Source organism: Kitasatospora sp. NPDC051702, assembly GCF_040681575.1.
Taxonomy (GTDB): Bacteria; Actinomycetota; Actinomycetes; order Streptomycetales; family Streptomycetaceae; genus Kitasatospora.
In genome coordinates, this window is sequence record NZ_JBFAZB010000006.1 from 117,138 (window position 1) to 138,594 (window position 21,457).

At 75.0% G+C, this 21,457-nt stretch carries 15 protein-coding genes and 3 tRNA genes; 2 read left to right on the plus strand and 16 right to left on the minus strand.

Annotated elements, in window-relative coordinates; genetic code table 11:
- Positions 1 to 113: 113 nt before the first annotated feature.
- From AB0N04_RS08070 to AB0N04_RS08085, 4 genes are all read right to left on the minus strand, one after another.
- On the minus strand, positions 114 to 3,263 hold the full coding sequence (locus AB0N04_RS08070) for an Ig-like domain-containing protein (protein ID WP_360205707.1): 3,150 nt from the start codon (positions 3,261 to 3,263) through the stop codon (positions 114 to 116).
- Positions 3,264 to 3,600: 337 nt separating this feature from the next.
- Positions 3,601 to 3,676: transfer RNA gene (locus AB0N04_RS08075), tRNA-Arg, on the minus strand.
- Positions 3,677 to 3,708: 32 nt separating this feature from the next.
- Positions 3,709 to 3,784 (minus strand) — tRNA-Arg (locus tag AB0N04_RS08080).
- Between the two features lie 256 nt (positions 3,785 to 4,040).
- Positions 4,041 to 4,131: transfer RNA gene (locus AB0N04_RS08085), tRNA-Ser, on the minus strand.
- A gap of 178 nt (positions 4,132 to 4,309) precedes the next feature.
- On the opposite strand from AB0N04_RS08085, the gene AB0N04_RS08090 reads away from it, so the two are divergent.
- Positions 4,310 to 7,843: a PAS domain-containing protein gene (locus tag AB0N04_RS08090; RefSeq protein ID WP_360205709.1), complete on the plus strand. Its 3,534-nt coding sequence runs from the start codon at positions 4,310 to 4,312 to the stop codon at positions 7,841 to 7,843.
- Positions 7,844 to 7,918: 75 nt separating this feature from the next.
- Here AB0N04_RS08090 and AB0N04_RS08095 read toward each other — a convergent pair whose 3' ends face one another.
- From AB0N04_RS08095 to AB0N04_RS08120, 6 genes are all read right to left on the minus strand, one after another.
- Positions 7,919 to 9,580, minus strand: a complete 1,662-nt coding sequence (locus AB0N04_RS08095) for a long-chain fatty acid--CoA ligase (protein ID WP_360205712.1) — start codon at positions 9,578 to 9,580, stop codon at positions 7,919 to 7,921.
- A gap of 129 nt (positions 9,581 to 9,709) precedes the next feature.
- On the minus strand, positions 9,710 to 10,264 hold the full coding sequence (locus AB0N04_RS08100) for a hypothetical protein (protein WP_360205715.1): 555 nt from the start codon (positions 10,262 to 10,264) through the stop codon (positions 9,710 to 9,712).
- A gap of 11 nt (positions 10,265 to 10,275) precedes the next feature.
- Positions 10,276 to 11,457, minus strand: coding sequence for a hypothetical protein (locus AB0N04_RS08105; protein ID WP_360205718.1), 1,182 nt, complete (start codon positions 11,455 to 11,457; stop codon positions 10,276 to 10,278).
- A 2-nt stretch (positions 11,458 to 11,459) separates the two neighbouring features.
- Positions 11,460 to 11,852, minus strand: a complete 393-nt coding sequence (locus tag AB0N04_RS08110; protein WP_360205720.1) for a type VII secretion target — start codon at positions 11,850 to 11,852, stop codon at positions 11,460 to 11,462.
- A gap of 99 nt (positions 11,853 to 11,951) precedes the next feature.
- Entirely contained in the window at positions 11,952 to 13,244 is a 1,293-nt protein-coding gene (locus AB0N04_RS08115; protein ID WP_360205723.1) for a hypothetical protein, read from the minus strand.
- A gap of 67 nt (positions 13,245 to 13,311) precedes the next feature.
- Entirely contained in the window at positions 13,312 to 14,184 is an 873-nt protein-coding gene (locus AB0N04_RS08120; protein ID WP_360205726.1) for a DUF1906 domain-containing protein, read from the minus strand.
- Positions 14,185 to 14,336: 152 nt separating this feature from the next.
- On the opposite strand from AB0N04_RS08120, the gene AB0N04_RS08125 reads away from it, so the two are divergent.
- Complete coding sequence (locus tag AB0N04_RS08125) at positions 14,337 to 15,401, plus strand: EamA family transporter (protein WP_360205728.1); 1,065 nt, start codon at positions 14,337 to 14,339, stop codon at positions 15,399 to 15,401.
- 67 nt (positions 15,402 to 15,468) lie between these two features.
- On the opposite strand, the gene AB0N04_RS08130 is transcribed toward AB0N04_RS08125, so the two are convergent.
- The 6 genes from AB0N04_RS08130 to AB0N04_RS08155 form a co-directional block, all read right to left on the minus strand.
- Positions 15,469 to 16,257 carry a pyridoxal 5'-phosphate synthase gene (locus AB0N04_RS08130; protein WP_360205730.1) on the minus strand — a complete coding sequence of 263 codons (789 nt, stop codon included), beginning with the start codon at positions 16,255 to 16,257 and terminating at the stop codon, positions 15,469 to 15,471.
- 389 nt (positions 16,258 to 16,646) lie between these two features.
- Positions 16,647 to 16,976 (minus strand): hypothetical protein, encoded by a 330-nt coding sequence (locus AB0N04_RS08135; protein WP_360205733.1) that lies wholly within the window; start codon positions 16,974 to 16,976, stop codon positions 16,647 to 16,649.
- A 482-nt stretch (positions 16,977 to 17,458) separates the two neighbouring features.
- On the minus strand, positions 17,459 to 18,823 hold the full coding sequence (locus tag AB0N04_RS08140; RefSeq protein ID WP_360205735.1) for an FAD-linked oxidase C-terminal domain-containing protein: 1,365 nt from the start codon (positions 18,821 to 18,823) through the stop codon (positions 17,459 to 17,461).
- A gap of 202 nt (positions 18,824 to 19,025) precedes the next feature.
- On the minus strand, positions 19,026 to 19,853 hold the full coding sequence (locus AB0N04_RS08145; protein ID WP_360205737.1) for a MerR family transcriptional regulator: 828 nt from the start codon (positions 19,851 to 19,853) through the stop codon (positions 19,026 to 19,028).
- Between the two features lie 240 nt (positions 19,854 to 20,093).
- Entirely contained in the window at positions 20,094 to 20,630 is a 537-nt protein-coding gene (locus AB0N04_RS08150) for a GNAT family N-acetyltransferase (protein WP_363363656.1), read from the minus strand.
- Positions 20,627 to 21,382 carry a GntR family transcriptional regulator gene (locus AB0N04_RS08155; protein ID WP_363363659.1) on the minus strand — a complete coding sequence of 252 codons (756 nt, stop codon included), beginning with the start codon at positions 21,380 to 21,382 and terminating at the stop codon, positions 20,627 to 20,629. Before AB0N04_RS08155 ends, AB0N04_RS08150 begins: the two co-directional genes overlap by 4 nt.
- Positions 21,383 to 21,457: the final 75 nt, after the last annotated feature.

Here is a 21,457-nt window from a genome sequence, read left to right on the forward strand (position 1 = left end):
ATTTACTGACGTATCGTCCGAAGCCGACCTGACGCGCAGGCACATGAACGGATGGTCGGGATGGTCAGGGGCATCGACGCAGGTCAGCGCCGGTCAGTGGGACGGTGGACGGATCAGCGTCTGCGGGCACCGGGGCCCCGGGCGAACACCCGGCGGGTGATCAGCCCGATGCCGGTGAGCACCAGCAGGCCCCCGGCGAGCCCACCCCGCCAGCCGCTCGACGCCGACCGCTCGGCCGCCGCCTGCGAGGCCTCGGCGGCGGACCCGACGGGCTCCGTGCTCGGCGGCGCCGGCAGCGGGCGGCCCCCGGCGCGGACGGAGGCGTCCCGTTCGGCCATCGGGGTCGGGAGCACCGCAGGGGTCGTGCTCGGGGTCGTGCTCCGGGTCGCAGCCGCGGTAGCCGTCGAGAGCGGTGCCGGAGGCGAGGACGGGGGCTGGGCCGGGGTCGGGCCCGGGGGCTGAACGACGCTCGGGGTGGCAACGGTGTTCGGGGTGGCAACGGCGCTCTTGGCCGGGACAGCAGCAGGAGTCGGGACGGCGCTCGGGGTGGGGGCGGCGCCCGGCCTCGGCGGGCCGGAGGCGGACGGCAGGGCGGCGGCAGCGGTCGGCGCAGCCGCCGCGGCGGAGGCCGTGGGGCTCGCGGAGGCCACCGGGCCCGTGGGCACCGGCACGGCCGGCACGGCCACCGCCGGCTGCGGCGGCACCACCGCGGCCGGCGGGACGAGGATCGGCAGCAGCCCGGCCGGCAGCGGCGCGATCACCTCCGGCACCGTCACCACCGGTCCGGGCCCGGAGGGAGCGGAGGACACCTCCGGAGCGGCCGGGGCCGCGGAGGGGTTCGGCGCCGTCGGACTCCCCGAGGGAGCCGTCGGCACCACCCCGGCAGGGCTCGGCACCGCCAGCGCACTCGCCGGGGCCGGGACGGACGCGACGGGGCTCGGCACCGCCGGAGTCGCCACGGTCGGGCTCGACGGCGCCGGGCTGGGCACCGCCGGGCTCGGTGCCAGCGGGCTGGGCACCGCCGACGCAGACGCCACCGGGCTCGACGCCGCCGCAGACGCCACCGGGCTCGACGCCGACGACCCGGACGCCGGCGAACCGGGTGTCACCGGCGCCGGTGACACCGGACTCGGCGCCACCGGCGCGGCCGCGACGCGGACCCGCACCGGCTCCGCCGCCGCACCGTTCCCCGCGAGGTCGGTCGCCGTGACGACCAGCCACTGCTCCCCGTCCGTCAGATCCCGGTTGGCCGTGCAGGTCCAGCTGCCGTCGAGGGCCGCCGTCGCGCCGCACAGCACCGTCCGCTCGTCGGACGCCGCGCCCCCGGCCCGTGCGGTGACCAGCACGTTCACCCGGGGTTCGGCCCGCCCGGCGAGCTTCGGCCGGCTGACCCGCACGGTCTCTCCGGCGGCCGGCGAGGTGAGCACCGGCCGGTCCGGCGGGACGGTGTCGACGACCAGGGCGACCGCCCGCCCGGCCGTCCGGTTCCCGGCGGCGTCGACCGCCACGGGGGTGAGCAGGTGGCGCCCGTCCGCCAGGTTCTCGACCGGCAGGCAGGACCACTGGCCGTCCGCCCGCACCGCGCTGCTGCACAGCTCGGCGCGCTGGTCGGCGACCGAGACGGTGCTGCCCGCCTCGCCGGTGCCGGTGAGCTGGAGCCCGGGGTCGTTGGTGTACTCCGGGAGGGTGAGCGAGGGCGCGGCGGGCGGCGCCGTCTTCACGGTGACCCGGACGGCCTCGCCGCGCAGCACCACGCCGCCGCTGGTGGTCTCGACCGGGGTGAGGGTGTGCGGCCCGGCGGCGAGCGCGGTGCCGGGGCGGCAGGACCAGTCGCCGCCGCGTTCGACCCTGGCCCGGCAGAGGGCCGCGTCGCCGTCCCGGATCTCGACGGTGGCGCCGGCGACCGCGCCCTCGCCGCGGATCTGTGGGCGGGCGTCGGCGAGGGCGGTGCCGTCGACGGGCTCGGCGATCTCCGGGCGGGCGGCGCCGACGGTGAGCCTGATCCGCTGGTCGGAGACCTGCCCGGAGTCGGCGAAGCCCCCGGAGGGCACGAGCTGGCTGGCCTCGCGGGCGATCCGCAGCCGGGCCCAGGTGTCGCCGGAGGCGGCGCCGGAGGGCACCGTCCACTCCAGGGTCGCGGTGTCGGCGCCGGCCGGGACCTCGGTCTGCACCCGCTCGGCGGGGTCGAAGCGGCCGTTGCGGTCGAAGTCGATCCAGCCGGCCAGGGTCGCGGGCTGGTCGTCCACCGCCACCGGGACGGTGACCCGGTAGTAGTGGCCGATCGCGGCGTCGGTCGGGAAGCTGATCGACGGGTCGGCGCCCTGGTACTCGCCGCGGCCGGGCTGGAGCTTGGGCGGCAGCGGGCTGGCGAAGACGCTGCGCCGGGCCGCCCCGTGGTCGAGCTCCACCAGCGGCTCGTCGCCCGCCCCGGCCGGGGCGGGGGCGACGGGGCGGGCCCGCCGGGTGGGGTTGGCGGCGTCGGCCCCGAGGAACAGGTCGGAGACCACGTGGGAGGCGTTGCCGTAGCCCTGCGGGGCGGTGCCGAGGTCCTCGTCGACGGTGACGGTGTACGCCTGGCGCAGGACGGGCGGGGCGGTGGTGCTGCCGCCCCGGGCGGTGGAGCGCTGTTCGACCCGGAGGAGGGCGGTGCGGAAGGTGCCGGCCAGTTCGAGGCTGCCTTCGGCCGCGGAGCCGCCGCTGCCGTCGGACCCGCCGTCGGCGGCGGGGGCGAGCGCGTTGGCGTCGACCGTCCAGCCGGGCCAGTCGGTGCGGTTGACCAGGGCGGGGGCGGCGGGCGAGCCGCCGGTGAGGGTCAGCCGGGCCGCGGTGCTGGTGGTGCCGTTCTTCCCGGTGGCGACGGCGGCCAGCCCGCTGAGGTGCAGCCGGGGGTTTCGGACCGGTCGGGAGAACGTCAGCTGCAGCGTCCCGACGGTGCGCCAGGAACCGTCCGTCTGCGGGCGGTCCTCCGCGACGGCGAAGGTCTGGGCGGGGTCGCCCGGGCGCGTTCCGTCCGCGTACAGTCCGGCCGCCCGCCCCCCTCCGGCGCGCTCGTCGAGCTCGCCCGGTTCGGCGGTCACCGAGACGCCCGGCGAGGCGGTGAAGTCGAGCTGGACGGAGAGCCCCGAGGGGAGCAGCGCCCGGTGCTCCCCGGACCAGGCGTCAGGAGACTGCTGGGCCACCGAGTACGGGGCGTTCCAGCCGGTCAGCAGTCCGGCCGCGAGGAGGGCCAGGGAGGTGGCCGTGCGGGGGAACTGTCGGCTCATCCGGCTCTCCTTCGCGATCGGCTGCCGGGGTGCCGGGCAGTCTGGGCACAAGATCCGACAAAACGGAATCACGATCCCAGACCGGTCATACTGCGACACCTGCGCTTTTGGCCCCATCCCACCCGATTGGAGGTCATCCGAGCGGCAGGACGGGATGTACCCGAAACAGCCCCATTTCATCCACTGGACGGCGGCACGGAACGACCCGGGCGGTCCCGCCGGAAGCAGCCGGGGAACCCGCCGGAACGGGGCCGCACCGCACACCCGCCCGGCCCACCGGGGGCCGCAGCGCCCCGGAAACGGAGAAGCCCCCGGCCGGTGGCCGGGGGCTTCTCGATGGTGCGCTCAGCAGGATTCGAACCTGCAACCTCTTGATCCGTAGTCAAGTGCTCTATCCGTTGAGCTATGAGCGCAAGGAACGGGCGAACCCGATCTTGCGGAGTTGTGGTGCGCTCAGCAGGATTCGAACCTGCAACCTCTTGATCCGTAGTCAAGTGCTCTATCCGTTGAGCTATGAGCGCTCGCCCTGGTGAACAGTGCCACCGGGGCGGTGCGGGGACAACATTACATGACCTGCGACGCGGGGCGAAATCGATTGATCCGGGCCCCCCGGCGGCCCCGGCCGGGACCGGCCCCGGACCGCCCCGCGCACCCGGCCCGCACCGGCCCGGACCCTGCCGGACCCGGCCAGACCCGGCCGGACCCGGCCGGACGTACGAGGGTCCGGACATGCGAAAGAGCCCCGCCGACGAGATCGTCGGCGGGGCTCCCGGTCGGCGGAGGCTGAGGGATTTGAACCCTCGATCAGGAATAACCCCGAAACCGCATTAGCAGTGCGGCGCCATAGACCGGACTAGGCGAAGCCTCCTCCACAAGGATCAAGCCCGCCTGAGCGGACCCGTTCCGTGTGCCTGTGATGATGCCACAACCGCGGGGTTCGGCACCAACCACCGCCAACGTTACTAGGCGGGTCGTCCCCACCGCAAAGAAGAATGAGATACTGCCGTCTCCGGAGGAGCTGCCCTGAGCCGAGGAGACCTGTCGACGTGAGCAGCAGGCCGATCCGAGGCGCTGCTCGCCTCGCCGCCATACTCGACGCCCTGCCCGACGCGTTGCTGCTGGTGAACAGCAACGGGACGGTGGTGGACGCCAACAGCGCAGCCGTCCAGGCGCTCCAGGCGCCCGGCACCTCGCTGGTCGGCATGGGCGTGCTGGACCTCCTGCCCGAGTTCGACCCGAGCCGGATCCCCGGCTCGATGCGTCCGGCCGCCCGCGAGGGCGACGAGCCCGACCGCCCGGTCCGGATGACCGCGCGCCGCACCGACGGCACCTCCTTCCCCGTCGAGGTCTCCGGCAACGACTTCCCCGACGACGGCGTCAGCGAGGGCCGCGGCTACGCGCTCGCCCCCTACGACCCGTACCGCGACGAGCGCTCCCGCGCCTCCTCCGCGACCGACCTGCTCCTGCTGCTGGTGCGCGACCTCTCCGGCCGGCTCGGCGTCGAGGCCGAGCTGCGCCGCCAGCACAAGCAGACCGAGATGATCCTGCGCGCCGCCGCCGAGGGCGTCCTCGGGGTCGACCTCGAGGGCCGCTGCGTGCTGGTCAACCCGGCCGCCGCGCACATCCTGGAGTACCGGGCGAGCGAGCTGGGCGGCCGCGAGCTGCACCCCCTGATCCAGCACTCCCGGGCCGACGGGACCCCGCTCGCGCTGGAGGAGTCCGCGCTGCTGGACACCCTGACCTCCGGCCGCAAGCACCGGGTGCGCGGCACCGTGCTCTGGCGCAAGGACGGCCGCCCGGTCACCGTCGACCTCACCACCGCCCCGGTCCGGGACGGCGACCAGCTGGTCGGCGCGGTGATGACCTTCACCGACCGCAGCCGCGAGCTCGCCCTGGTCGCCCGCAACGACCACCTCACCGCCGTCCTGGAGAGCGAACTCGGCGGCGCGCTGACCGCGCTGAACGAGCGGCTGGACACCCTCGCCGCCGACCCGGCCGGGCAGCTCTGGCCGGAGGCCAACTGGACGCTGCGCCGGCTCGCCGACGAGTGCCGCCGGTTCGGTCGGCTGATCGACGGCGTGCTCGCCCACCAGCGGGCCGAGGCCGGCGAGAGCGGCCTCGCGGACGGCCGCGACGGCAAGGACACCAAGGACGCCAAGGGCGGCCGCCGGCCCTCCGAGCGGCGGGTGCCCGTCGCCCTGGACAAGGTGGTCCGGCGGGCCGTCGAGGAGGCCGGCGGGCTGGTCGGCCCCGGCCGGGTGCGCTTCTCGGTGCACGCCGCCGCCGTCGAGGTGATCGCCGACGAGCACCGGCTCGCCCAGGCGCTCGCCCACCTGGTCGCCGACGTCAGCGGCATCGGCCTCGCCCTGGACGCCCCCGTCACCCCCTCCCCCGGCCTGGCCGCGCCCGGCCCCAACGGCGGGGCCGTGCCGGTGCCGCCCGAGCCGCCGACCGTCGTCCTGGCCGCCGCCCAGCGCGGCGAGGTCGCCCGGGTCGAGATCCGCGGCCCCGGCCTCGGCGGCAGCCCCGTGCACCTGCCGATAGCCCGCGCGGTGGTCGAGCGCCACGGTGGCGTGCTCCAGCCGCACGAGCTGCCCGGCAAGGCCGGCACCACCTACGTCGTCGAGCTGCCGCTGGACCCGGCCGCCGCGAAGGCCGCCGCCGAGCGCGCGGGCGCCGAGGGCCGCTCCGACCGGCCCAAGGAGAGCGACAGCGCCGTCCTGCCCGAGCTGCCCGGCATCCCGCAGCTGCCCAGCAGCGACGGTCCGGCCGAGGCCGCCGAGGGCTCCGGCGAGGGCGGCGAGCAGCCCGGCCGCGAGACCCCCGCCGTCGAGCGGACCACCGAGGAACCCGCCACCGAGCGGCGCGGCCGCCGTGGCCGGCCCGCCGCCGAGACCCCCGAGGCCCCCGCCGCCGGCACGCCGACCGACCCCGGCACGCCCGCCGACCAGTGGCCGAACGCCCCCGCCCGGATCGAACGGGCCGTCCCCGAGCAGTGGAACGGCACCGGCAACGACCCCGCGTACGGTCGCCAGGGCCTGGCCGGCCCGGACGGCGCACAGCGCGACCCCTGGGGCAAGGACGACGGCCGCTCAGGCCCCGCCTACGCCGTACCCGTCGAGGGCGAACGCCCCCGGCAGAACCGCCCCGCCGGGCGCGAACCGCTCGCCCTCGGCCCCGGCACCGCCCCGGACGACGGCACCCCCGCCGCCGGCACCCCCGCCCCGGACGGCGCCCCGGCGTCCGACGGCACGGCCAAGCCCCGCCGGCGCCGCGCCCTGCCCGCCGCCGAGGACGCCCCCGGCGGACCGGCCCTGCCCGGGCTCGCCGACACCCCGGTCTACCCCGGCCTGGAGAACGCGCTGCCGTCCGGGCCTGCGCCCGTGGCGGCCGAACCCGCCGCCGCGCCGACCGGGCGCCGCCGCCGACTCGCCGTCCCGCCGGGGCCCGCCCCGGAGACCCCGGCCGGACCGCCCGCCCACGGGCCCCAGGAGGACCGGCCCGTCCAGGGCGCCCCCGCCGCCTTGGAGCCCGCCCGCCCCGCGCTGCCCGCCGCCGAGGAGCAGTCGGGCCCGCAGCCGGTCGGCAGCGGTCTCGCCGAGCTCGCCCCGCCGCGTCCGCTCGCCGGCCCGCCGGTGCCCACCCTCGTGCCGCAGCCGCCCGTCCCCGTCGAGGCCAGGACGGCGCCCCGTCCGATGGCCGCGCTGCCCGCCGCACTGCCCGCCGGCGGCGACCGGGCCGTCCCGGAGCAGCCGTCGCTGCCCGCCGGTCCGCCCGCCCTGCCCGGTGCTCCCGCTCCGCTCGGTGCGCCCGGCGCTCTCGGTGCGCCCGGCGCTCCGGAGGACGGCGGCGGCCGCCGGCTGCTGGTCTGGCCCGAGCCCGACCCGGCCACCCGGCAGGCCCTGCAGGAACGCGGCTACCAGCCGGTGATCGTCCGCTCCCGCGAGGAGGTGGACGCGCAGGCCACCGGATTCCCCGCGGCGCTCTTCGTCGACCCGCTGACCGGCCCGATCACCCGCACCGCGCTGCAGTCGCTGCGCACCGCCGCGCTCAACAGCCGCGTCCCGGTGCTCGTCACCGCCGGCCTCGGCCAGGCCACCCGGGACTCCGCGTACGGCGCCGACCCGGCCGTCCTGCTGCGCGCCCTCGCACCCCGCGACGGCGAGCACCACGCCCCGCGCGTCCTGCTGGTCGAGGGCGATCCGGACATCGCCGCCGCCATGATCAGCAGCCTGGAACGGCGCGGCATGCACGTCGAGCACGCCACCGACGAGAACGACGCCGTCGCCCGGGCCGCCAGTGTGCAGCCCAACCTGGTGGTGATGGACCTGTTCCAGATCCGCCGCCGCCGGGTCGGCCTGCTCGACTGGCTGCGCGCCAACGACCGGCTGCACCGCACCCCGCTGGTCGTCTACACCTCGGTCGACCTCGACCCGCGCGAACTGCCCCGGCTGCGCACCGGCGAGACGGTGCTGTTCCTCGCCGAGCGCTCGACCAGCGCGGACGTCCAGTCCCGGATCGTCGACCTGCTCGGTCGGATCGGCGCGATGGGCGAGGCCGGCGTCCCCGCGGCCGGCTGAGCACGCTCGAAGGGCCCGCCGCACCGGAAGTCCGGTGCGACGGGCCCTTCCGTCAGCCTGCGGGCGACCCGCGGACTACTCCTTGCCGAGCACCGTGACGTCCAGCTCGTCCGCCGCGTAGCTGGCCCGGATCACCTTCTTGTCGAACTTGCCCACCGAGGTCTTCGGCACCGACTCGACGATCGACCAGCGCTCCGGCAGCTGCCAGGAGGCGATCCGCCCGGCCAGGAAGGCCCGCAGCTCCGGCAGCCCCACCGAGGCCCCCGGGCGCAGCACCACGGTGGCCAGCGGGCGCTCGCCCCACTTCTCGTCCGGGACGGCGACCACGGCGGCCTCGGCCACCTCGGGGTGGGCCATCAGCTCGTTCTCCAGCTCCACCGACGAGATCCACTCGCCGCCGGACTTGATGACGTCCTTGGCCCGGTCGGTGAGCGTCAGGTAGCCGTCCGCGGTGATGGTGCCCACGTCGCCGGTGCGCAGCCAGCCGTCCTCGGAGAACTTGTCCTCCGGGCGGAGCGGGTCCTGCCCGGCGCCGCCGTAGTAGGCGCCCGCGATCCACGGGCCGCGCACCTCCAGCTCGCCCGCCGCCACGCCGTCGTGCGGCATCCGCTCGCCGCCCGGGCCGATCAGCCGGGCCTCCACGGAGGCCGGGAAGATACCCTGGGTGACCCGGTACGGCCACTCCTCCTCCGGGGTCAGGCCGCCGGGCGGCTGGGCGAACGAACCGAGCGGCGAGGTCTCGGTCATGCCCCAGGCGTGCACCACCCGGATGCCGTGGCGCTCCTCGAAGCCCTCCATCAGCGAGGGCGGACAGGCGCTGCCGCCGATGACCACCATGCGCAGGCTGGAGGTGTCGTAGTCCCCCGCGTCGAGCTCGTCCAGCAGGCCGCTCCAGATGGTCGGGACGGCGGCGCTGACGGTGGGCCGGACGGCGGCGATCATCTCCGCCATCGGCTTCGGCTGGAGGAAGCGGTCCGGCATCAGCAGGCTGGCGCCGGACATGAAGGCGGCGTGCGGGATGCCCCAGGCGTTCACGTGGAACATCGGGACCACCGGCAGCGCGGTGTCCCGCGGGGTGAACGCGAAGTTGTCGCCGGTGTTGACCTGCAGGCAGTGCAGGTAGACCGAGCGGTGGCTGTAGAGCACGCCCTTCGGGTCCCCGGTGGTGCCGGAGGTGTAGCAGAGCACCGCGGCCTGCCGCTCGTCGACGTCGGAGCGCCACGGGTACGCGGTGGGCCGGTCCGCGATCAGCTCCTCGTAGTCGTGCACGGTGCCCGCGAAGCCGGCCAGCAGCGAGCGGTCGCCGGGGCCGCTCACCACGATGTGCCGCAGCGTCGGGGCGAGGTCCCCCAGCACCGCGGCGAGCAGCGGCAGCACGCTGCCGTTGACGATGATCACGCGGTCGGCGGCGTGGTTGACGATGAACGAGAGCTGGTTGGCGGGCAGCCGCAGGTTGAGCGTGTGCAGCACCGAGCCCATCGCCGGGACGGCGAGGTACGCCTCCAGGTGTTCGGCGTTGTTCCACATCAGGGTCGCCACCCGGTCGTCCCCGGTCACGCCCAGCTCGTCCCGCAGCGCACAGGCGAGCTGCGCGGCCCGCGCCCCGACCTCCGCGTAGGTGCGCACGACCGGCCCGGAGCCGTCCCAGGTCGTGACGGTGGACCGGCCGTGGATGGTGGACCCGTGCTCCAGAATCCGGGCGACGGTAAGCGGAACGTCCTGCATCGTGCTGAACACGGGTCCTCCTCGACCTGGCGGCACTGGCGGCTGTGCCCGCGGGCACCTACCGGGCGGTAATGCGCGCGGACGTGCCCGATTGTGCCGCCCCGCCCGCCCCCTGTCAGCATCCCGACCCCGTTGCACGGATCACGACCCCGCCCCGCCCCCACCCCCGATCCGCTCCCGCAACCCCGCGGGGAGTCCGGTGAGGACGTCCCCCGGAACGGTCGGGTACTGGTCCGCGGCGAGCGTCCGGCTCCGCCACACCCCGTCGGCGCCCGCCTCGACCACCCGCACCTCGTCCGCGGCGTCGGTGCTCATCCGGTCGGTGAGGATCCACACCTGCCGGCCGGCCTCCTGCCAGCGGTAGTGCGGACGGTCCCGCTTGTTCGCGTAGACGGTGTCGTCGGTCCACAGCACCTCCCCCAGGGTGCCTTCGCCCCGTGCCGCCGGCGTGTACGCCCGGACCACCCCGCGCCACCCGGTCCCACCGGGGTCCGCGGTCCGGCCGCTCTCCTCGACCAGCAGGGCGAACCGGTCGTAGGGGGCCCGCACCCAGTCGCCGGGCCGGGCCTCGCTCTCCGTGTGCAACCGGTTGGTGTGCCGGACGGACGGGTCCGCCGCCGGGTCCCCGCACCCGGCCAGCACCGCCGCCGCCACCGCCACCAGCACCGCACCCCGGACACCTCGCCGAATCCGCACCGGCCGCCCCCTCACTTCTTCGGCTGACCGCTGACGGTCGTCAGCACGTTGCCGTCCGCGTCGAGCCGCACCACGGCCTCCCGCGGCCAGGTCAGGTGGAACCGGTACGACTCCGCCTGCCCCAGCGAGATGACGTCGCCGATGTTCGACTTGTCCTTGTCCGTCTGGTACTTGGGATTGGGGTCCATGATGTCGTTCCAGGTGCAGGACGACTTCACGTGGACCTCGTACGTACCGTCGGGCAGCCTCACCACCTGGCGGTCACCCTTGATCCCGAAGCCGCCGACCGTGCTGTCCGTGCCGTGGAGGTACTGGTAGCCGACGATGCCCTCACCGTTCTGGATCTCCATGTCGGTCGTGCGGTCGAAGCCCCCCGTTCCCCCGTCGGGGTACTGCTTGACCGCCTCCCTGGCGATGTCCTCGAAGTGCTCGTCGAGCTTCGAGTTGAGGAGCGTGTTGGCACTCATGTAGTCGTTCCAGGAACGGTCGTCGACGATCGTCCAGTCTCCGCTGCCGGCCAGGTAGCGCTCCAGGATGGCCCGGCCCGCCCAGTCGTTGTCGAGGTTGTCGTTGCTGCCGTCACCGCCGGGATCGCGGCCGGCGACGCGGTCGCTCTCCTGCCGGCGGCCGCCGCGCCCGTCGCTCCCGCGGAGCCAGCCGTTGGTGTTCGACGTGGCATCGGGAGTGGAGAGGTTGAACGAGAGGGACGCCGCGAGCTCCTGGTCGGCCCGGTCGGCGAGCGCGAGTGCGGCGACGACCCGGTCGCGCACGGCCGTCGCGTCGCGGCGCACGGTCGCCTCGTACTCCGGGTCGTGCTGGTCCGCGTAGTCGGCCTTCGGCCATTCGACGGAAGCGTCGTCGCGAACGGTGAAGCCGCCCTTACGAGCGCCGTCCAGCGCGTCGTTCAGACCCTTCTGCGCAACGGAGAGTGCCCTGTGCGCACGTCGCAGCGCCTGTCCGTTGGCCCGCGTCACCCGCGCTCCGGCGTGCAGCGCTTCGCAGATCGCGCCGACCCGCTTCTTCGCGGTGTCGGCGGGATCCCCCTTCCAGCCGGAGTCGCCGAGTGCGCCCTTGAGGTCCCGGTCCGCATCGTCGGCGACGCCGTCCAGCCTGGTCGCTGCGGCGTCCCAGGATTCGGCGGCACTGAGCAGGGCGGCGAGGGAGACGCCGCTGAGCTGGTGGACGGACACCACGGTCAGTTCCCCCCACCGAGGCCGCCCGCCACCGCCTGCTCGTGGGCCACGTAGGCGTTGACGGTCTGACGGATGTTCTCCGCACTCTGGCCGAGGTCGTTCCTCAAGGCCGAGAGGTTCCGCTCCCACGCCTCGAGGGCCGAGCCGACGACCGCGGCACCTGGCCACGCCTCGAGCTGTTTCTGCGCCGCCCTGGTCCTCTCGGACACCTCGCCGGAGCCCGTCTGGAGCCTGGCGAACAGGGCGTCCGCGTGCTCGGCCACCGGACGGAGCCTCTCCGGGTGCACCTCGACGTCGGGTGCCGTCGGCGCCGGTCCGGGCGACGGTGACGGCACCGGAGCCCCGGCCCGGGCCACCGGCCCGCCACCGAAGGCCTCCCAGATCTTGTTGGACACGGTGATCCCCCCCCGGGATGCTGTCGTGGTCGTTCTCGCGAACCTATCCGGGGCTCCAGGGGTTTTCCAACGGGGCGTCACCGTCGGCCACGGCGCCGGTCAGGGGGTGGGGCGGGGGTGGTCGGGGCGGGAGAGGCGGACGGAGTTGGTGGGGTCGGGGAGGTAGGTGGGGTCGAGGGTCCAGCCCTGCTCGGCGGCGAGGCGCAGGACGTGGTGGGCGCCGGCGCCGCGGTAGGTGGCGCGGTTGACGCGGATGCGGCGCAGGAAGGTGCCGTCGGGGGCGGTGACGCCCCGGTAGGACTCGGCGGGCTGGGCGAGTTCGCGCTGGACGGCGCGGTCCAGGACGCGGCGGATGTGGCGGTCCCAGGCGGCCCGGCCGTTGGTGAACTCGGGCCAGAAGGCGCGCGGACCGACCGCCCAGCGGGCGCCCCAGCGGTCCCAGTGGTCGGGCTCGGGGTGCTTCACCCAGAAGGCGAGCAGGCTGAGCACGCCCAGCACGGGGACGTAGACGAACTGGAGGAGGAACATCACCGGCAGCAGCGGGGCGAAGCGGGTCGGCTGCGGGCCCCACGGGGTGCCCGGGGCGGCGGGCGGGTCGTGCGGGGCCGGGGCGCGGACGCCGGTCGGGGCGGGGAAGCGGCGGGTCAGCCGGACGTGGCCCGGGTCGGAGTGGACCGGTACGCCGTGCCAGCCGTGGCGCTCGGCGAGGCGGACCAGGCCGGCCGCGCCGAGGCCGCGGTAGAGGCGGACGGCGAACTCGGTGTGCACCGCGCGGCCGAGGTCGGGCAGCGGTGTGCCGCCGCCAGCCGCGTGCTCGGCCTCGGCGGCGGCGATCCGGCGCGCCAGGATCGGGGCGACGTACCGCTCCCAGTCCTCCGGGCGGCCGGTGAGCTCGGCCTTGAGGCGGCGCGGCGGGATGAAGGTGCGGTTGACCTTCAGCCAGCCGTCGGAGTCGGGGCCGGAGGGGCCGCTGCTGCCGGACCAGAGGAGGAGCGCGAACAGGGCCACCAGGGCGGCGATCCAGAGCGGGGCGTAGATCCACTGCAGGGTGAACTGGAGCAGGACGGCGATCCGCCCGCGGCGCGGCCCGGGGCCGGGGAAGGCCTCCGCCCCGGCTGGCACGGGCGGCGGGGTCGGAGCCTGCGGGGTCGGAGCCTGCGGGGCGACCGGGTCGGGCTGCGCGGAGTGGTGGGGCTGCGCGGCGCCGGGCGGTGCCGGGTACGGGTGCGCCTGCGGCGGGACGGGCCGGGCGTACGGGTTCTGCGGGGCCGGGCCCCGGCCGTACGGGCTCTGCGGGTACGGGTCCGGAGGGTACGGCCCCTGCGCGTACGGGTTCTGCCGCGGTGCGGCGCCGTAGCCGCCCGCGTCGTCGTGTCCCTGTCCGTTCGACATGCCGCCGCCCCCCTCCGCTGGACCGGGGCCACCTTATCGGGGGGCCGGCGGGCCGCCCGGTGGGGCGTCAGCCGGCGGTCGGGCCGTCGACCTGGTTGCGGTCGACGGTGAGGGTGGCGCCGCCGTAGGTCTCCTCGGCGTTGCCGCGGTACTGGTGGACCCGCTGGTGGGAGCTCCAGAGGTCGGCGGTGAGCGGGCCGGAGCCGGAGGTGTCGGCGTGGTCGTCCCAGCGGGCGTACCAGAGCGCGTCGGGCAGCGGGGAGCTGCCGGCCCGGGCGGCGGCGGCCAGGTCGGAGACGCCGGATTCGAGGCTGGAGTAGAAGCCGGAGCGGTAGCCGGCGGAGTGCAGGGCCTCGGTCCAGCCGAGGGTGTAGTCGACGACGGCCTGGCCGCAGGCCGGGTCGTTCATCGGGTAGGCCTCGACGTCGAGGTAGACGGGGGCGCCCGGGCCGAAGCCGAGCGAGCGCAGGGCGCGGACGGCCTCGTCGGCCTCGTCCCGCCCCTGCCGGACGGCGGTGGCCGGGTCGATCCGCCGGGGTTTGCGGCTGAGCCGGCTGCACGGGGCCTGCAGCCCGACGTGCACGGGCAGGAAGCGCCAGCCCAGGGCACGGGCCTGGCGCACCCAGTCGGCGGTGAGCCGGGGCTGGGGGCAGCCGCGTTGGGAGCCGCTGACGTAGATGCCGAGCGCGCCGTACGGGGAGGCGGCGCGCCAGGCCCGCAGGGTGTCGACGGGCGGCGCGGTGCAGGCGTCGAAGGCGGGTCCGGCGTAGGCGTCGCGGAGCCGGGGCGGCCCGATCCGGTCGGGCAGGGTGAGGGCCCGGATGCGGGGGACGGCGGCGGCGGCCGGGGCGGTGGCCTCGGTGTTCACGCCCGTCCCGTCGGTGGCCAGCAGGAGCACGAGGGAGGCGGCGACGAGGGCCGCGGGGCGTAGGTAGCGCACCGACCCTTGATACTGACGGACCATCGGACGATCGCGGCAACCACGCCGCGGACGCCGGGCGAGCCCACCCCTTCGGGCGCACCCGTCCGCAGCCGTCCCGCCATTTGTAACGAGCTTGCCGGTTTGTCGCTCCTTACGGCAAACTCACCCTTATGCCCACCTCCAACCCCAGCGAAACCGCAGCCCCGACGTCGGCCGCCGCCGTCGCCGAGGCCCTTGCCATGCCGCCCGCCCCCAAGGGCGAGCCCGCCGGCGAGCGGGGCGGCTGGCGACGAGGTGGGGCGTCCGGCGCCGCGGCGCCACCCGGCGCGCACCCCGGCCGGCCCACCGGCCGGTTCCCGAAGGTCCTGCGGCGCCCGGAGCGGATCCCGGCGCCGCTTCTCTGTCTGACGGCGATGTTCCTGGTGCAGACCGGCATCGCACTCTCCAAGCCGCTGTTCGGCCCGCTCGGGGTCAGCGGCACCACCTTCCTGCGGCTGGGCTTCGCGGCGGTCATCCTGCTCGCCGTGACCCGGCCCCGGCTGCGCGACAAGCGCCCGCGCGACCTCGCGGCGGCCGCGCTGCTCGGCATGGCCTCCGCCGGGATGACCTTCCTGTTCGCCGGTGCGATCGACCGGCTGCCGATGGGCACCGCGGCGACGATCGAGTTCCTCGGCCCGCTCGCGGTCGCCCTGGTCTTCGCCAGGAAGGCCAGCCACCTGCTCTGGGCGCTGCTCGCGGCGGCCGGCGTCGTCCTGCTGACCCTGCTCGGCGAGGGCGACGGCGGGGGCGGACTCGATCCGGTCGGCCTGGTCTACGCCTTCGGCGCGGCCGCCTGCTACGCCGCGTACATCCTGTTCACCGACAAGGTCGGCGCCGCCTTCCAGGGCTTCCAGGGGCTGGCGGTGTCGATGACCGTCGGCGCGCTGACGCTGGCGCCGTTCGGCCTGGGCCAGGCGTGGGACGGGCTGACCGCTCCCGGTGCCTCGCCGCTGGTGCTGCTGGCCGCGGTGGCCGGGGTGTCGCTGCTGCTGCCGGTGATCCCGTACGCGCTGGAGATGACCGCGCTGCGACGGATGCCGCAACGGGTGTTCAGCGTGCTGGTCAGCCTGGAGCCGGCGGTCAGCGCGCTGGTCGGGCTGGTGGTGCTCGGCCAGCTGCTGGGCGTGCCGCAGCTGGCCGGGATCGGCTGCGTGGTGGCGGCCAGTGTGGGCGCCACGCTGACCGGGCGGCGGTAGCCCGCCGCCGGGGCGTCGGCCGACCCCGACCGGAGCGGGACCGGGCTACGGCCGGAACGCGACCGGGCTACGGCCAGAGCAGGGTGCGCGACCACTCCGGGGTGCGGACCGGCCCGGTGCGGGTGTACCGGAGCCGGACGTGCCGGCGCTCGGCGTCGCCCTGCCAGTACTCGACCTCGTGCGCCCACAGGGTGTAGACGGCGTGCCCGGCCGCGACCGCGTCCGGGGTGGCCTCCAGCCGGCGGCGGGCGACCGCGACGGCCTCGTCGTACTCGGTGAGCGAGCCCAGCGGCTCGCTCTGCCGCCCGACCAGCGCGCCGACCCGGGCGGCCGGCGAACGGGTGGCGAACTCCGCCGCGGCGACCAGGTCCGCGGCCCGCTCGACGGTCCCGCGGACCCGCACCTGGCGGCCCAGCTGCGGCCAGTAGACGGTCAGTGCGGCGGCGGGGTGGTCGGCCAGCTGGCGGCCCTTGGGGCTGTCGGCGGCGGCGGAGAACACCCAGCCGGTACCGGAGGCGTCGACGTCGCGCAGCACCAGCACCCGGGCGTCCGGCAGGCCGTCCGCGTCGACCGTGGAGAGGGTGACCACCTGCGGGTCCGGCACGCCGGCGGCCAGTGCGGTGGCGAGCCAGTCCACGAACAGCGGGCCGGGCTCGGCGGGGGCGCTCTCGGCGTCGAAGGACGGCAGCGGTCGGGCCATCGGCGGGCGACCGAGCAGCAGCTCGGGCACGGACCTCGGCTCGGGCCGGTGCTCCGCCGGGTGCTCGGCCCTGACGTCCGGCCCCGGTCGCGGATCCGGCTCCGGTGCAGGCCAGACCTCGCCCGGGCCGGTCAGCCCCTCCTCGTCCGCCGCCATCGCGCGCCCTTCCTTCCGGTTGCCGCGGTCGCCGCCCCGGCCGGGCCGTCCTTCCCTGGCCCGGGCACGTGCTGCACTCTCGGAGCGCAACCGTACCGCCGAGGCCCGACGGCTCCGGGCGCGGGCCCTCACTGGACGCGCCGGGGCCAGGACGCACCCGTGGGCGGTGCCGATGGCGGCACCGCCCACGGGGCCGGTTTCGCGGCGACCCTTTCCGCTGGCCGGTCTTGCGCGCGTCTGATCGCGCCCGGGCGGGATCTCCGCCCGGAGACTGGTTCGAGCCCCTCCGCGGGTGCTCAGCTCACCCGCGGTCACCCACCTCCGGCGCCCCCGCCGTCGGTGGTGTCCGACCGGATCGGTCGGAGATCCGGATCAGCCGAGGACCCGGATCAGTTGAAGATCGGGGCGAAGACGACGTTGACGTTCTTGTTGGACTGCCCGGCCAGGATGGTGCCCGCGTTGTCCTTCACCGCGAGGGTGTTGTTCTGGTTCGAGGCACCGGAGCCGGTGGCCGTCTGCTGGGTGGAGACGTAGTTGCCGTCGACCGAGCCGAAGACGTTGCCCGTGCCGACGTTGGACACCACCCCGGCGTTGGAGCCGGCGGCGGCACCCGCGCCGTTGTCGGCGGCCGCGGCACCGGCGCCGGCCAGCAGCAGCCCCGCCGCGAGCGGGGCGGCGAGCAGGAGTCCGGCCACCCGGCGGGTGTGGATGCGAGCCATGAGAGCCTCCAAGAAAGCTGTAAATCGTGCAACTGTCGAGCAGGGGGTGCGGGAGTTCGCCGGCCAGACGAACACCTGCGGGCTGCGACGCCGGGAGACAGACTTCCGCAACAAATCGACAAAGCACTAGCCGACGGAGCAGTTTTCGCCCGTTAGCGTGATATCCACCCAGCCCGCGAATAACGGCAGCCGAAGCGGACAGCACGCCGACACACTGCCTCCGAACTGGGGTTTTAGCCCGAACGGCGGCCATCGACCCGCCCGCCGGAAACGGCGCGTCGATACGGTGCGAACCACCGCGCGCACCACCCCGGCGCCGACGAACCTGGAAAGCGCCCCCCAGAAGGTTCGACCACCCTTCCATGTCGACATTTCCAGCCATCGTCAGCCGATCGGAAAGTCGTACTGAAACGGGAGGAACGGCGGGGAGGAGCGGTGGAGGGGAACGGCGGAGGAATTCCGGGCGCCGTGCCGGATGACGATCAGACCATCTTGCCCGGGTTCAGGATTCCCAGCGGGTCGAAGACCGCCTTCAACTGCCGTTGCAGATCCAGGGCCACCGGCCCCAGCTCACGGGCCAGCCAGTCCCGCTTCAGCAGCCCCACCCCGTGCTCCCCGGTGATCGTGCCGCCCAGCTCCAGCCCCAGCGCCATGATCTCGTCGAAGGAGCGCTGCGCCCGCGCCGTCTGCTCCTCGTCCGCCGCGTCGAAGATCACGATGGGGTGGGTGTTGCCGTCCCCCGCGTGGCTGACCACCCCGATGGTCAGCGCGTGCCGCTCGGCGATCGCCGCGACGCCGTTCAGCATCTCGGCCAGCCGGGACCGCGGCACCGCCACGTCGTCGATCATCGTGGTGCCGAGCCGGTCCAGCGCCGGCAGCGCCAGCCGCCGGGCCTCCAGCAGCAGGTCCGACTCCGCCTGGTCCTCGGCCGGCACCACCTCGGTCGCCCCCGCGGCCCGGCACAGCTCCGCCACCCGGGCGAGCTCGGCCGTCCGCTCCGGCCCGTCGAAGGCCACCAGCAGCAGCGCCCGGGTCGACTCGGGCAGCCCCATCCGGCCCAGCTCGTTGACCGCCCGCACGCTGACGGCGTCCATCAGCTCCATCAGCGACGGGGTCAGACCGCGCGCCATCACCTCGCAGACCGCCGCACCGGCCGCGTCCGCACTCGGGAACTCCGCCGCCAGCGCCAACTGCGGCGCCGGGGCGGGCCGCAGCGCGAGCACCGCCCGGACGACCACGCCCAGCGTGCCCTCCGACCCGACCAGCAGCCTGGTCAGGTCGTACCCGGCCACGCCCTTGGCCGTCCGGCGCCCGGTGGAGAGCAGCCGCCCGTCCGCCAGCACCACGTCCAGGCCGAGCACGTACTCGCCGGTGACGCCGTACTTCACGCAGCAGAGCCCGCCCGCGCCGGTGCCGATGTTGCCGCCGATCGTGCAGGACTCCCAGCTGGACGGGTCCGGCGGATAGGCCAGCCCCACCTCGCCCGCGGCGCGGGAGAGTTCGGCGTTCACCACGCCCGGCTCGACCACCGCGATCCGGTTCACCGGGTCGATCTCCAGGATCCGGTCCAGCTTCACCATCGACAGCACGATGCAGCCGTCCACGGCGTTCGCCGCACCCGACAGCCCGGTCCGCGCGCCCTGCGGCACCACCGGCACCCGCAGCGCGGTGGCGGTGCGCATCACGTGCTGCACCTGCTCGACCGTCTCCGGGAACACCACCACCGCGGGCACGCCGGCGGCGCAGAACCCCGCCATGTCCCGGCTGTAGGCGGCGGTCACGTCCGGGTCCACCACCACCGCGCCGGCCGGGAGGCCCTCCGTCAGTCGGTCCGTCAGATCGCTCATCGCCGCCTCCACTCGCCGCCCACCGGCCTCCTCCGGCACTCTGCCCGCCCCGGATCGGCCGGGCAAGTGGTCCCCGCCGGGCGAGCGGTCCCGTCGGGCACGTGGTGCCCGCCGGGCGAGCGGCCCCCGTCGGCACCGCCGCGCCGACGGGCGCCGCCGGGCCGGTGGGCCCCGACCCCCGTGCGGGGCCCACCGGCAGCGGTCAGCGGCGGACCACCGGCTCCTGGAACTCGGTGACCCACTGCGCCGGGTCGTCCGGGCACTCCAGGTAGAGCTCGCGGGCGTAGCCGGCGGAGCGGTAGCCGTTCGCCTCGATGAAGCGGGCCAGCTCCTGGAAGGCGCCCACGGCGTCGTCCATCGGGCCGCGGTGCACCAGCGTCGCCGCCTCCTCGATCGGCGGCAGGTCGAGCACCGCGACGTCGGACCGGCCCGGCTCCACAGACGGCCCGACCGGGACGGCGACCCGGATCAGCACCGCGCCGTCGCCGTCCGGCACGTCCTCGTACCGGGCGACGGACGGGCCGGTCCCCGTGATCCCGGCCGCGGCCAGGCGCCGGCACAGCTCCGCGAACAGCGGGCCGATCACCGGGCCGATCTGCTCGGGCTCGTAGCCGGCGGCCACACCGGTCAGTTCGGCCACCCGGACGGGCGGCACCCGCTTCACCACGACATCGTGCGTGGACATGGTCCCCTCGCTCTCGATCGTCCGGAGCCTCGCCTCCACCCGGGCCAGCCGCTGCCCGTCCGCGGCGATCGCCTCGGCGAGTTGGGCCCGCCGCAGCCGCAGCATCCCGCGCAGTTCGACCGGGTCGACCTGCTCGTCGAGGACGGCCCGCACCTGCTGCAGCGTGAAGCCGAGCTCCTTGAGCGCGATCAGCCGGTTGAGCCGGGCGAGTTGGGACGCCTCGTAGGAGCGGTACCCGGTGACCGGGTCCACCCGGGCGGGCCGCAGCAGTCCGATCTCGTCGTAGTGGCGCAGCATCCGCACCGACACCCGGCCGTGGCTGGCGAAGTCTCCGATGTTCAACATGGTGCTCCCACTCCACTGCCTCTCACGGTGTCAGGGTCAAGTCCCGGCCCCGGAACGCGCGAAGGGCGGGTGCCGAACGATCTCGGCACCCGCCCCTGAGCAGGTGGTTCTCCTACCGGCGGAGAGCGTGGGATTCGAACCCACGGTGACGGGTCACGCCACGACAGTTTTCAAGAACAACTTCGTCGCGTCGCCCGCACCATGTCTGATCAGGGAGGCAACCCTATCTCTGGTGGGCCCTCAGCACACCTGGCCCACAGATGGCCCACAAGCCGCCGAGCTGACCTCCCGCTCGAAGAGCGCACCTGACTGCCTGTGAGGCAGGTCCACGGTCCGCACCAGCGTGAAGCCCTGCCCCAGGTAGTACCGGTGGAGCGCCGGATTCGTCTTCCAGGCGTCGAGCCTGACCCTGGACTTGCCCGCAGCCACGGCCCGAGCGGCGGCCCAGTCCAGCATTCGGGCGCCAACGGCCTGGCCGGCCACCTCCCGGGCAATGGCCATCCGGTGCACGTACAGCGCCGTCCCCGGTTCGTCGCCAGCGTGCCAGAACTCGGGGTCGGCCTGCTCGTCCACGGTCAGCGTGCCTATCGCCCGGCCGTCCTGGAAGGCGAGGAAGCACTCCCCACGTCCCATCGATTCAAGCAGTCGAGCCCGGCGCGGCGGGAACTGCCACTGGTCGCTTCCCAGCGACGCGAGCCATTCCCCCGCGCCGATCAACAAGCCTTCGACCAGGTGAAGTTCGTCCGGCGTGGCCGCGCGCATCTCCAGCGCTGTCATTCGGCACGGTCCTGCGGCTGCTCCCACTGCCGCTCATACGAGATGACGTGCCGGTCGCCCGGCAGCACGCTCACCGCGACGCGCACCGGCCGCGCGTCGGCCGTGTACCCGGTGCAGACGTGGTACGCGACGGGGGTCCCGGGGCCCAGCTCAAGACGGCGTGCCTCATCCGGGGTCGGCATCCGCACGTACAGCTCATCGAGGGCCCGCACCTGCCGGTAGCCCAGCTCGGCCAGCACTTCGTTGGCGCCCCTCGTGATGTCCTCGGGCCGCATGATCTCGGAGTCTCGGACGATGTCCAGCGGGAAGTAACTGTCGTTCACGTTGAACGGCTCGCCGTCGAGCCAGCGGATTCGGCGACGCACCGCGGCAAGCTCCCCCGGCTCTAGGTGCAGGCGCTTCGCAATGTCCGGGGCTGGTTCCACGATGGCCACCTCAATGAGCTGACGCGGCTCCCGTCCATCTGCCGAGTGCTCAGTGACGAACGCGTCCATCTCCGCCGAGTACGGGCGCTTGCGGAACTCGGCCTGCGGGCGGAAGACCATTGGCCTGCGCTCTTTGACGAAGTAGCCCCGGGGCCTCATCGGCACGACCAGGCCTTCGTTGACCAACTCGCCCAGCGCCTGGCGCACCGTGGCTCGGCCAACGCCGTACTGGGCCGTGAGGGCCGCTTCGGTCGGCAGCTGCGCGCCGGCCGAGAGCGTTCCATCCGCGATCTGCCGCCTCAGTGCGTCGCGGATCTGCTGGTACATGGGCGCTCGCCCAGATCGCATCGCTGACATGCGATCCATGAAACCGCAGCTCACAGCGCATTGTCCAGTCAATGC